We start from the raw sequence: 13,112 nt of genomic DNA on the forward strand, positions 1-13,112 counted from the left end.
GCAATTTAATTCCAAAAAATTTATTTCATGGAATTTTTAGGAAAAAATTTGCAAAGCAAAATTTCAAAATATTTGTCGCCAAGAAAACCGAAATTTCGCCCATAAAAAAAGGCTAGCCCGAAAGCTAGCCTTTGTGTTGCGAGCTTAACGCACGAATACTACCAATCGGTCTTTTGATTGTAGATATCGCGAATGTCGCCCGTACCTAGCTTCTTCGTAGAAGTATCACTAGTACTATTATCTGACGTGCTACCACCGGCAAACGATCCTACATCATCTTCCGTACCGGATTTGACTTGACCCTCGCCGCCCCAGACTGTAGGTCTAACAGCTCTTACGTTTACAGTAAGAGGATTGAAATACTGTGGCACACCAGGGAACCTGCTAGAGTAAGCTCCAGTAGTAGGAGGTACAGTAAACATAGTTCTCTGATTGTCAGCAGGCGTATGGATAAGCCATGGGTTAGTTTCAATACGTATCCTAGCCTGACCTGGTACGGTAGCCTGGATAGTTATATCTTCCTTGCCACCGCTTACTACATTACCCCTGCGAACAGTTACGCCAGTAGGCGTAAAGCTAGTATAAGCGCTTACGAATTCTGCTCCTATATTATTTAAAGTAGCTCTAGTATTTACTACGAACTTCGTAAAATCGGTTAGGCTATGATCTTGAGCCGCTAGCACGGTAAATATATTTGAGCTAGGGGCTTCATAAGCAAGCTCCGCGCTAGGAGCAGGCATATTCGCGCACCTATCGGTTCTACCGCAATAGATCTGCGTATAAATAGGCACGGTTACCCCAGTTCTGGTAGTGGCTTGATACACTCTAGATCCCAGGCTCTTGTCATATGACGTACCATAGACGAATAGCGCATAAGTGCCTACGTTATCACTATAGTCTATAACGGTTTTACCTGTTGCATAGGTCTTACTATTGGAATTAGCAGCGGCTATATAAGCAGCTTTGCTTGCAGCTCCGGTTTCGCTAACCTTTCTAGTGATGAAAGTATCAAAGTTCTCTTGGGATAACTTTATATCATCCTTCTTATATTGCTCCGAAGTTGTATCCGAGATAGCATTGTATGATTTATCAAATTTTGACGGCCAAAAATTTTCGGCGATACTAATCGTGCCATTTCCGATATTAAAGTCACTAGCGTAGATAAGCACCGGAGTGCTAGGGGTTTTATGCATCCTAGCGAAATTAAAATACACAGTTGAACCAGGGGTCTGCCCCTCTCTAAATCCTTGCGCCAAAATTCTAAAATCAGTTGACTTAGAATCGTAATTAATTCCTGTGCCGCCTTTTGGTCTATTAATAAGTCCGCCTATTAATGAAGCGTCGGAATAATAATTAAGCGCTATTCCAAGCGGTATAGGCAAGCCGTAGCCCGTATCAGCAGCGGAAGCAGCTTCTTCCCAACCTCCGGTAACAGTTGAGCTTAAGGTCCTTGCGTTATATGTATAGCATCTGCTATCATATCCTGTAGGGCCTAGGCAATCGTTAGAATTCCTAGCGAAAAACTGTGTACCGCCAGGGATATTGTAAACAACGGTAGGTCTATTAGGATACGGCACGTAATTTGTATCTCCGCCGGTCCTGTTAGCGGTAGCTGTGGAGCAACGTCCATCGGCACTATTGCTAGCGCAATCAAATCCAAAATTTAGCGCAAAATCAAGATCGCTCGAAAATCCACACACGGCTTGAGGAGCGCCGCCAACATCTTGCTTATATCCGTCATAAAGCGTAGCGATGACATCCTTATAAACTTTGTCAGATAGATACGCTACAGCATTGACTTTAAGTTTGGCAAGCTGGCTTATCTGACGTGTTACAGCTAAATTCTGTGCGGGATTTTCGCCTGGATATACTACGACATTATTCTCAATATACGGATCATTAAAATATGTATATGCGGATGTTCCGCCGGTGATATTATTATCACCTACGCCGCTTGTTATACCATTATCAAGGCTTACGAGCGATACTCTGATACGATCCGGCTTATAACGCAATACGATATTGTCGTTTATCGCTTTATCTTTATTGGCGACAAGTCTCATACCTACGTCGCAGCCCACCATACCTTTAGCGTCCGGAGTGTTGTTAGATGAATTGATAATACATTTAGCACTCTTCCACTTTTTAGAGTAGGTCTGATCGGAGTAAGCATCCGTCCATGAGTTATCATAGACGCTTACCAGTACATCACCGACATTGTAGTAATTGAAAATTTTATCGGCATTTGCACCTAATCCTTCAGTATAAATGACGGCATTTTCTTTATCTTTATCCACAGAAGCTTTTCTAGACTGAGTCATCAAATATGCGCCTTGAGAATTGCCCTTGCCGCTGAATTTTGCTACACCTCCAGTCTCTACGATATCTCTAGCATTAAAATCCGCCCATAAGCTTACGGCATTTTTATCCCATACTCTTCTATACGATGCGTCGAATTTTGAGCTTGTACCATTTAACACGCACGAAACATCATCACTCTTGCCAAAAGAGCCCTTTTTGATAGCTTCCGGATCAATCTCATATTTGCCTGTCTGGGCATTGTATTTAGCACCAGAATACTCTACTGCAGTACCGCCGTAGCAGCCGTCTTGCTTTACACCACGTTTTAATGTAGTAGTGGCTGTTTTTCTATCGACATAGTAGGACTGGGTATCTACATTAGCCGCGCATTCATTAGATATGAATGGGCGCAAGTAAGTCTGGATGCCACGGATCTTAGTCGATATATCTTGAGTATCGTCGGAATCCGTACCGTAGCTTTTACGTAGATGATAGCGCTGATTACCTAGGTCACCGCCAATTCTTGCAGTATAGTTAGGTACGCCATTATCGCTATAACTTCTAGCCGATATTACGTGCGCTAAAATATCTGCGTTCTGCTCATAGTCCCCACCCACGCGAAGTTCGGCAGGATTATAAACATCGGTACTAACGCCTTTTTTAGTTATATCGCCACTAGCGGTAGTATCTACGATCTTGCTATATTTACCGGAATTATTTAGCGCATCGGTATCTACTTTGAAATACGCAGGGCGGAGTACGAAGTTATCGCTACCGCATATGTGGAATGATCCATCTTTTGACATTTTAATGCCAAACTCATTGCTGGCAACATCTATACTGTTTTTAAGCTCATCCAGCTTCTTTTGTATAATATTATCCCAGATATCCTTCTTTTGTTCCGCAGTCAGGCTTTTATTGCACCAATCAAAATCTTCATTGGCTTCACAATACCCGTATTGCTTCTTAAGCTCCCATTTTTTAAGCTCTAAATAGTAAGCCTTAGGATCCTCGCTGTTTAAGTCCTTATCTTTTATATACTTATCTAAATCGGATCTCGAAGTAGCTTGCTCGTCAGGACGATAACTAAGCATAAACGTAAGACCTTGATACGCATCACCTATCTCTATATTATTTAGAGCCAAAATGCTCTTATTTTTAAAATCTAATTCCTTATCTACAGAATAGGAATCACCATTTAGCTTAAACGGAATTTTTAAGGTATCAGTTACTGATCGGCATGCATAAACTACGCTATTTTTCTTATCATCCTCGCTGACTTTATCTGAGGTAGTAGCGGCATTTTTAGCTCTTATAACAGATAAATACAATTTTCCTCCCAAGCCAAATTTCTCAAGCTTTCTATCCTTGCTACCGATATATACGAGCTTACCTGTATTAGGATCTTTTTTAAAGTAAGGAGAATTCGCAGCCGCACCGATATAATCTGTACATTTACCGGTTTTATCGTCATAAGACTTACAATATTGGCTCTCGTAATCTGGTCTAAAGATGAGTTTTGTATCAAAAGGCTTATCGGAGATTTGAGTATATAGCCTATCATCGTCGTCGCTATTACTAAAATTCTTATTTACTACTTGCAAACCACTTAGCGGCTGGATATCAACACTTTTAGAAACCTTCGTTGCATCGCATAGCTCAAGTTCAGAGGCACTATCCATATCTAGGACGACTCGCTGACCGCCGCCGATATCTAGACTCATCTTGTAGCTTAATGTCACGGCAGGAGCTTGAAGAATTTTTGCACCGGTATTAACGGTAGCGTTAAACTCACCATACGCCGCCTTACCTGGTCTCATTAGACCGCCCACCGGAGTAGTCGTGCCAGCTTTTATCTCTCCTGCACCCTCGCCGATATAGAATTTTAAGACATTATTATCTAGCGTCGTAAATTGCCTATCATTATAGATAGGATCCGTAACATTTGGGGTGCCGCCATTTATGACATCTTTCATCGTCTTATATGCACCCTTTTGACCATCGCGTAGATAGACCAGTTTCTCTGCAGCCGCTGCAGGTATGGTATTTGTAGTGGTAGTGATAGGATCGTTTATGGCTAGTTCATTATTTATAGTAGAACTATCTTTGGTATAGGCAGCGCCTGCCTGAGCAAAATCGATTGACACTACTGCACCTACAGCATCCTCGCTATTACCACCATTTAGTCTGTTTTCGAATTTCATTCTATAGTAGATATGCTCGCCCGCAACTACTGGATTTTTGATCTGCTCTGGCTTATTGTCGTCAATCTCAGTCTTACTATATCTGCTACCGATAACTTTGCCATTCTGCGGATCTTCATCTTTAGTTCTAAAGAATTTTACCCAGTTAGCGGCATTATATACCTCATACTGATAGCATAGTTGAGGAACATACAGATCTACTGATATTGCTATCATACTTATAAAGTTTTGATCGGATTGGTTGTTTGTTGAGTTATACGTACCACCCAGTTCCAACTTTATACTTGATTGCCCGTAGCCCATTTTATCGCTTATATCAAATTCATCTAAATCCACGGCGGCTGCCTGATCCGCTCCCTCGTAATGCTTACCTCTTAGGATTTCCGGTATCGCAGCATATCCACCATTTTCGCTTCTTAGCCTCATAATGGTACCGCCGAATATATTAGAATACCATTCGCTTCCGATTTGAGCCAATGCGTTTATTCCATTAGACCAAGCGGCATTAGGAGTATATAAAGTATCCATTTTACCGCCCGCTTTTTTATTCTCTACTCTAAAAAATTCCTTCGTCTTATCATTGCCGCTCATTTCAGGTCCAAGTTTCGCCTCGCCACCAAAACCTAAAAAACTAAGCTTAGCATTAACGCGACCGCTCCTAGGAGTGTAAAAGCCTTTTAACTCGGCTTTTACGTTTATAGATTCATTTGCGCCTGCCCAAGGTGTAATAGCTATAAAATCACCATATACGGTTACGTTTTTAGGCTTGTAATAATCGTTTTTAAATTTTGCAGCCTCTGCGTAAGTAAACGGTTTCGCTACACCTACAGGATTAGCAGGGCTTTGTAAATCTGCCATTAGCTTATTTCTAGAGTCCAAGGTCTTATCATATACTATGATTACACCCCAGCCACCCCACATACCAAGTCGAATATTTTTTAGCTCACCGTTAATAAGTGCCGCGCCAGCATTGTCCCTACCATCGCTGGCTACTATGTTTCCTACGGTAAAATCTATACTATCAGAGTAATCAACAAAGTTTGCCTTCACTTTATCCGTAATATCTGCAAAGCAGCCGTATTCCAAACGCATCTCTACCTTCCGAGGGTTAGGAAGATTTCTATAGCTAGCATTCTCCCTATAGTTCCAGCCGGCTACGCCGTTACATCTATCCCTTGGGATATCTATAGGAGCGGTACTTGTTGCACTTTTTGAGCTTTTCATTCTAAGCTTAGCCCATTTATACCATTTCGCAAACTTAACTCCGTCGCCATTTCCTACGTATTTATCCCATCCCTCATTGATAAGCTCTCTTGCCTCTCTTACGTTACCTTGCCAATACAAAGCTGCAAAAACGATATCATCTTTAGTAATACCCTTAGGTAGTTTTAGAGTCGATTTGGAGCTATTTAGATAAAAGGCACCCGCCGAAGTATCTGGATCTTCTTTTAAATAATGACCGTTTGCGCCAGCTATAAAGTTTTTATCCACTCCTTTTGTAACTCCGTCCCAATCAAAACTAAGCACTGTATTTCCAGCTACGGCATAGTCTCCAAATACATAGGTACCGGGACCACCAAATCTAACTACAGGGGTTTGATTTTTCCAATCTCGAATACCACTAAAATTCCATGTTCCACAATGATTATGACCGGCGCCATCTCCACATTCACCGCTTGAATACCAATACCAATGCGGATCACTACTATTGATCACGCCACTATCAGGGTATTCCCAAGGATCTATAACGGCGGGATTGATCTTAATATTGGGTCTATTATCCGCAAAGGCTCCCGCCACGAAACAAAACAACAGCGCCAAAATAGGCGCGAAGCTAAAACTCTTAACTTTCATGATACTACCCTCCGGTCAATAACATAATTTTTAACTACTATTTTACATTTTTTTTGCTTAAATTTAATATGGATATAGAACAAATATAAATAAATTTTAAAGAATTTCTAAAAAAAGATTTTATAAGATGTGGTTTTATTTATCTTGAGCTACATTAAAAAATAATATAACAACAAATAAACAACGACTCTCAAACAATAAAAGGCGCGAGAATTCCGCGTCTTCAAAATTCTAAAATTCTAAAATTCTAAAATTCTAAAATTCTAAAATTCTAAAATAAGCCGAATTTACCATCTTTACGCTTGTAAAGCACACGCATTTTAGCATCCATATCGTTAAAGACCAAGAACTGATCGGTACTTTCTTTAAGCTTATTTAGCGCCTCATCAATCTCTAGCGGTTTATAAAGCTCTAGCTCGGTAGGGACGATTTCATCAACCTCGTCGTTTAAATTTGGCTCATTAGCACCGATTGCATTATCTACGGCGTTTTGTTTCATTTCGTCGCGATTTTTGTGAGAATTTACCTTATCGTGGTATCTGCGAAGCACTTTTGAGGCGCGCTCGACGATGAGATCGACGGCAGCGTAGAGATCTTTATCTTTTTGACGCACGACTATAGTGTCTTGATGCGCTAAATTTAATGAGAAATCCACCACAAAGCCCTTTTTGCCTTGCTTCTCGTCGGCAGAAATTACACAACGCCCCGAGATGATGTCGAGATTATATTTTTCTAGCGTCTCAAATGCGTTTTCGACATAATTTTTGATAGCTTCCGTTAGCTCAAACTGCTTACCTACGATATTTAAATTCATCGCCTCTCCTTTACATTATGGTTTTTGAATAGTGCGCCTGTGATACGTAATCTGCGGTCTGCCCATAACTTCTACGTTAGATCTCACTACTACGTCTACAAGCGCAGCATGACTTAGAATTCTGCCTACACTACCATTTGCAAGTGTTTCGGACGAGCCTTGCCCAAAATTACTATAAGCTACGGTATGATTACCGGGTGCACCTAGCTGTCTATCAAAATATCCGAATGTTACGGTGATGTCAAACATCTTTTGAGCTGGATCATTTGACGGATACTCAAGAGTAATCGTATTTAACGTAGGATAGGTCGCAGCCGTAGCGCCTCCTGCCCTAAGCTCGGTAGTTAGATACTGGTGCTTTTGCATAGCAAGGACTGCCAGCTCCGTAGCACTCTGCGCTAGCAGTAGCGCCTGCTCTCTGCCTTGGATATTATTGACGTCGCGAGCCGTCATAGACGCGATAGATAGCGCCGTAATCGCGGTAGTCGCTACAATGATGATAAAAAATATGGCTGCTACTAGAGCAAAGCCTTTTTGCATAGTTTTCATTAGTACACCACCTGTGCTTTACAAACGTTTAGATCCAACTCCGCCGGATCGAAATTTCTGCCGTCGTCTCTCATACATAGTTTAAGCGCAACGGCGCCGTTATCGTCCTTAAACCTAAATAAGCTCACATCCTCTGCTAGTAACGAGCTACTAGCAGTGTCATATGAGTGCGCATCGCCTGCGACAGTGCTCCATGGGCGATAGTTATATTTCAAGAGCAGATTAAAATTCTTACTCAAATTGCCCGCATTGTCTTTCGTATATGTTACTACCTGATCGGGAACGATCGCGTAAGCGCTATGTGCTATATAGTACTGCTCAGAAAATTCCTGTGAGTTGGCATTATTTGGATTGAACGGATATTGGTTGATAGCGATAGTTTCACCTTGTATACTACCGCTACCCGCAGCACTAGGAGTGCCTACGGCGATTAGCACGCGGTTTCTGCCGTCTGCCCAAACAGCCCTATCGTAGCCGAAGCCTATGCCTACGCTAGTAGGCGAAGCATCATTAGTAACAGCTCTAAATATAACGGCGACCTGAGTATTATTAGATGGAGTATTGTAAGCAGTAGCCCTTAAATTTCCAACTATCCTAGCTACTTGCGGAAAATCACTACCCAAGGATACCATATTAAATGCAGCCCTAGTATCTGCGATATATCCGGCATTATTTGTATCAGCCGTCCATGTGCTATCTCGGAGTTGAGACATTGACATAAAGCCGCTCCAGCCAGGATTTCTCTGATTTATATTTCTAGTCTCTACGCTTTGTCCGATCCACTCTAATATATCAAATCTCGGATCGGTAAGATCGCTAATCGGCACAAAATCATTTACGGCAAGATCTCTACCTATGGTAGAGCTTTTTATTCTATCTTCTAAACGATTTGTGATTAGCATCATCGCATTTTGCGTTCTGGCTTCCAGCTGATTTACCGCACGTACATGCACGTAAGATTTATAGATCTTGGTGTATAGATCAGCGCCAAACATTGAGATGATCCCTAGCACTACGATAACAAACACAAGCTCTATAAGGGTGAAACCTCTTTTCATCTCGCGCTCCTATTAGTTATGTAGTCTAGTGACGGTTGTCTGAACGCCGACGCCGATATTAGATAAAAATGCCTTTAAAACAACTGATTTAGCAGTACCATCTTTAGCTACGGCGTCGTTTAGATCCGTAGCGGCAACACTAACCATCTTGATATTAGTAGGGGCAGCGGACTCGTCGTTAGGTAGATCTCTAAGAACACCTCTTATATCGGTACCCGTAGCATACTCCGCCGCGCTAAAAGGCTCTGCTACATAATCTACATCGACATTAATCCTAGTATTGAGGATAAAATCACCTCTACTGCTAGAGCCCACCAAATTACCGACTGTTATATCGGTCGTGAACTGGTCGAAATCGTCGATATCGTTATAACGACCGCCACCAAAAGAAATTCCATTTCTACCGAATTGTCTTTTTGTAGCTGGAGCTTGAGCGCTAATTCCGCGCCTACTAGCTTCATTTAAAATTCCGGGTCTAACTTCGGGAGCGCCGTCAGCGGGCGGATTTACCGTTAAAATTCTATCCATGCAGCTCGCATCACCTCCGCAGCTAGCATCTGCTGCGTATGCGCTATCCCATTGCGCCTTAGACACACGCGACATAAAAGCTTTAGCGTTATATACGAGCTCCTCTTTGATCGCAAGGGCATTTAGCTCGGTCGTCTGCGCGACGATACGCGGGATCGCCATCGTCGTGATCGCCAAAATCACGATGGTAAAGATCAGCTCAATTAGAGTAAAACCTTTTTTCATCTTACATCCTTTCTTTAAAATTCTGAAATTACGGAAACGCAAACTTACTCTGCGTTATCGGCGCTAATTATACTATTGTTAAACTTAAATTTAGAATTTATCGCGTAAATTTTTTCGGTTTACAAAGATTTTTAAACCCGAACGCATAAAAATTTTAAAGAAATTCCATTTTTAAATTTGGACGCGGAATTTAAGCTTGCATTTACTCAAAGACTATAAAATTACGAGCTAAATAAATTCCAAGGATTTTTTATGACAAATCTAAGTAAAATTCTATCCGCTCTCCTATTTATCGCGTTTATCGGCGGCTGCAGTGGCAAAGGCGACGGCGAGCTTTTTAATCTAAGCCCCGAGGCATGGTATTCTAAAATTTTAGAAGATATCAACAACGCAAATATGGAGGATGCCGAGAAGCACTACACTAGCTTTTCTAGCGAACACATCGCCTCTCCGCTGCTTGAGGAGATGACACTCATTATGGCGTGGGCTTTTGTGGAGGATGAAAACTACGAGAAAGCAAACAAATACCTAGACGAATATATCCGTCTCTACGGCACGACGCAAAAGATCGAATACGCAAGATTTCTAAAAATTAGAGCAAATTTCGATTCCTTTAGCCGCCCAAATCGCAACCAAAAGCTAATGCTAAACAGCATCGACGAAATTCGAAAATTTATAGCTGAATATCCACAGAGCGAGTATCGTCCGCTACTTGAGACGATGCTAACGAAGCTCAGACTTGCCGAGCATCAGCTAAATATCGACATCAAGGATCTTTACCAGCGCACCGACCGCGAAAGTTCTGCCAAAATTTACGAGCAACGCATCGAGGAATCCCCGCTAAACGGCACCGACGTCATCAAACCACGCTCGCCTTGGTATCGCGCGATTTTTGAGTAGGAGGAGCGATGCAACTGATTCAAAATACAACCTTCCCAAGCGATCTGCCTATCATCGTCGAGGACGAGCTATTTTTATATCCGTTTATGATAGCGCCCCTTTTCATCGGCGACGAGCATAATAAAAAAGCCCTCGATCTAGCCGCCAAAAACGAATCTATGATAATGGTCGTAAGCTCCAAGTCGGAATTTAGCGGCGATAGAAGCTTCGGCGGTATCTATAACGCAGGCGTAGTGGGCTCCGTGATGAGAACCGTACCGCTTCCCGACGGTCGGGTTAAAATTTTATTTCAAGGCGCGCTAAAAGGTAAAATCGTAAAAGAAATTTCGCAAGATCCGCTAATCGCTACCGTCGATATCATCCACGACGAGCGCGGCAATGACCAGAAATTAGACGCGCTGGTAAGCGTGCTGAAAGAAAAAACCAAGACGCTTAGCACGCTCACGCATTTTTTCCCGAACGATCTACTAAAAACCATCGACGACGGCACCGACGCCGCGCGCGTTTGCGACCTGATTTTAAGCGCACTGCGTCTAAAAAAGCAGGTAGCCTACTCATTTTTTACCGAGAGCAACTTGCAAAAGCGTCTTTTCAACCTCATCAACTACATCTCCGACGAGATCGAAGCGCAGAGGCTCGAAAAGGAGATCAAAAGCAAGGTTCATTCCAAGATCGATAAGACGAACAAAGAGTATTTTTTAAAAGAGCAACTCAAGCAGATCCAAAAGGAGCTCGGCGGCGATGCCGACCGAGACGCGGAGATCGAGGAGTATCGCAAAAAACTAGAGGCCAAAAAGCCCTATTTAGGCGAGGATGCCTACAAAGAGATCAAAAAGCAGATCGATAAATTTGCCCGCCTCCATCCGGACAGCGCCGATGCGGGGCTCGTGCAGAGCTATCTGGACTGGGTGATCGAAGTGCCGTTCGAAAAAGCGGCAAAGCACAAGATGTCCATCGAGGGCGTCACCGCGCAGCTAAACAAAGACCACCACTCCCTGCAAAAGCCAAAGGCGCGCATCGAGGAGTATTTCGCGCTAAAGCAGCTTTTAGAGCTTCGCGGCATAAACGGCAAGCAGAGTAAGGGGGACGGCAAGGGAGACGGCGCGATTTTATGCTTCTACGGCCCTCCCGGTGTAGGCAAGACGAGCCTTGCGAACTCTATCGCGACCGCGCTTAAGCGCAAACTTATCCGCGTCGCTTTAGGCGGGCTCGAGGACGTAAACGAGCTGCGCGGACACCGCCGCACATACATCGGCGCTATGCCGGGCCGCATCGTGCAAGGCCTCATCGAGGCAAATCAGATGGACCCCGTCATCGTGCTTGATGAGATCGATAAAATTTCAAGCTCATACAAGGGCGATCCGACGGCGGTTCTGCTTGAAATTTTAGATCCGGAGCAGAACTCGAGCTTTAGGGATTATTATCTAAATTTCAACATCGATCTTAGCAAGATCATCTTTATCGCCACGGCAAACGACGTATCTCTCATACCCGCGCCGCTGCGCGATAGGATGGAGTTTATCGAGCTTAGCTCATATACGCCGCAGGAGAAATTTCAGATCGCTAAGGACTATCTGATCCCTCAGGAGCTGCAGCGCCACGGCCTAAAATCAGCCGACGTAGCGATCAACCCCGCCGCCCTTGCCGAGATCATCGAAGAGTACACGCGCGAAAGCGGCGTGCGAAACCTGCGCCGCCAAATCGCAGCGATCTTCCGCAAGGTCGCGGTTAAAATTTTAAAAGACAAAGAGTTTAAAAAAATCGTCGTAACGACGAAAAATTTAAGCGAATTTCTAAATAAAAAGGTTTTCGAGATCGACGAGGTTGAAAAGCGCGATCAAATCGGCATCGTAAACGGGCTTGCGTGGACTGCGGTAGGCGGCGACGTGCTCAAGATTGAGGCGGTCAAGATCAAAGGCAAGGGCGCGATGACGATCACGGGCCAGCTCGGCGACGTGATGAAAGAATCCGCGCAGATCGCCTTTAGCGTCGTAAAGGTGCTGATCGACGAGGGCAAGCTCAAAGCCGCTCAAGACGCGGAGAGTGGCGCCGCAAAAGCCTCACGCGCGGGCAAAAACTCCGCATTGCGCGCAAATAGCGGCGCGTCTAAAAGCCCTGCGGCGGCGCGAAATTTAGGCGAGGAGGAGAATTCCGAAAGCTCGGAGCAGATTTATAATAAATTCGACCTTCACATCCACGTGCCCGAGGGCGCGACGCCTAAGGACGGACCGAGCGCGGGCATCACGATGAGCACGGCGATCGCGTCGATTTTAAGCGAGCGCGAGGTGCGCGCCGATCTGGCGATGACGGGCGAAATCACGCTAAGCGGCAAAGTGCTGCCGATCGGCGGGCTTAAAGAGAAGCTCATCGCCGCGCACAAAGCCAAAATCGCCGAGGTTTTGATCCCACGCAAAAACTACGAACGCGACCTGGCAGAGATCCCCGACGAGGTCAAAAACGATCTGAAAATAACGCCGGTAGATCGGATCAAAGAGGTACTGAAGCTGGCGCTAGTCTAAATTTAAAGCGCCGTTTTAAATTTAGCCGCTTTAGCCGCGCGCTTCGGCAGAATTTTAAAATATTTATAGCGGCGTTAAATTTTATTGCGTAGCTGGACATTGATGCGCTTGCGGCAAAATTTCTTGTAACGATGCGGCGAACGTAAAATTTCGTAGAATT

At 43.9% G+C, this 13,112-nt stretch carries 7 protein-coding genes; 2 read left to right on the forward strand and 5 right to left on the reverse strand.

From position 1 onward, the window contains the following. Positions 1–158: 158 nt before the first annotated feature. The 5 genes from Q0393_RS00680 to Q0393_RS00700 form a co-directional block, all read right to left on the reverse strand. The gene (locus Q0393_RS00680) at positions 159–6,359 is read right to left on the reverse strand and encodes a hypothetical protein (RefSeq protein ID WP_298977156.1); all 6,201 of its coding nucleotides are present in this window, start codon (positions 6,357–6,359) and stop codon (positions 159–161) included. A 271-nt stretch (positions 6,360–6,630) separates the two neighbouring features. After that, entirely contained in the window at positions 6,631–7,173 is a 543-nt protein-coding gene (raiA, locus tag Q0393_RS00685) for a ribosome-associated translation inhibitor RaiA (protein WP_298977158.1), read from the reverse strand. A 15-nt stretch (positions 7,174–7,188) separates the two neighbouring features. Beyond that, positions 7,189–7,722 carry a hypothetical protein gene (locus Q0393_RS00690; RefSeq protein ID WP_298977159.1) on the reverse strand — a complete coding sequence of 178 codons (534 nt, stop codon included), beginning with the start codon at positions 7,720–7,722 and terminating at the stop codon, positions 7,189–7,191. Further along, the gene (locus tag Q0393_RS00695; RefSeq protein WP_298977161.1) at positions 7,722–8,780 is read right to left on the reverse strand and encodes a type II secretion system protein; all 1,059 of its coding nucleotides are present in this window, start codon (positions 8,778–8,780) and stop codon (positions 7,722–7,724) included. The genes Q0393_RS00690 and Q0393_RS00695 overlap by 1 nt, the downstream gene beginning before the upstream one ends. A 12-nt stretch (positions 8,781–8,792) precedes the next feature. Beyond that, a complete protein-coding gene (locus Q0393_RS00700) occupies positions 8,793–9,533 on the reverse strand; it encodes a type II secretion system protein (protein WP_298977162.1) in 741 nt (246 codons plus the stop codon). A gap of 252 nt (positions 9,534–9,785) precedes the next feature. Here Q0393_RS00700 and Q0393_RS00705 point away from each other — a divergent pair, with 252 nt between their 5' ends. Beyond that, on the forward strand, positions 9,786–10,433 hold the full coding sequence (locus Q0393_RS00705) for an outer membrane protein assembly factor BamD (protein WP_291939567.1): 648 nt from the start codon (positions 9,786–9,788) through the stop codon (positions 10,431–10,433). A gap of 8 nt (positions 10,434–10,441) precedes the next feature. Further along, complete coding sequence (gene lon, locus Q0393_RS00710) at positions 10,442–12,952, forward strand: endopeptidase La (RefSeq protein WP_298977163.1); 2,511 nt, start codon at positions 10,442–10,444, stop codon at positions 12,950–12,952. Positions 12,953–13,112 lie beyond the last annotated feature (160 nt).

Origin of the sequence: uncultured Campylobacter sp. (assembly GCF_938015785.1) — a bacterium.
Lineage (GTDB): Bacteria > Campylobacterota > Campylobacteria > Campylobacterales > Campylobacteraceae > Campylobacter_B.

What these genes read in the sequence shown, in the direction of transcription:
- Q0393_RS00680 (WP_298977156.1), bottom strand. Translation starts at nt 6,359, where the DNA reads ATGAAAGTTAAGAGTTTTAGCTTCGCGCCTATTTTGGCGCTGTTGTTT.
- raiA (WP_298977158.1), bottom strand. Translation starts at nt 7,173, where the DNA reads ATGAATTTAAATATCGTAGGTAAGCAGTTTGAGCTAACGGAAGCTATC.
- Q0393_RS00690 (WP_298977159.1), bottom strand. Translation starts at nt 7,722, where the DNA reads ATGAAAACTATGCAAAAAGGCTTTGCTCTAGTAGCAGCCATATTTTTT.
- Q0393_RS00695 (WP_298977161.1), bottom strand. Translation starts at nt 8,780, where the DNA reads ATGAAAAGAGGTTTCACCCTTATAGAGCTTGTGTTTGTTATCGTAGTG.
- Q0393_RS00700 (WP_298977162.1), bottom strand. Translation starts at nt 9,533, where the DNA reads ATGAAAAAAGGTTTTACTCTAATTGAGCTGATCTTTACCATCGTGATT.
- Q0393_RS00705 (WP_291939567.1), top strand. Translation starts at nt 9,786, where the DNA reads ATGACAAATCTAAGTAAAATTCTATCCGCTCTCCTATTTATCGCGTTT.
- lon (WP_298977163.1), top strand. Translation starts at nt 10,442, where the DNA reads ATGCAACTGATTCAAAATACAACCTTCCCAAGCGATCTGCCTATCATC.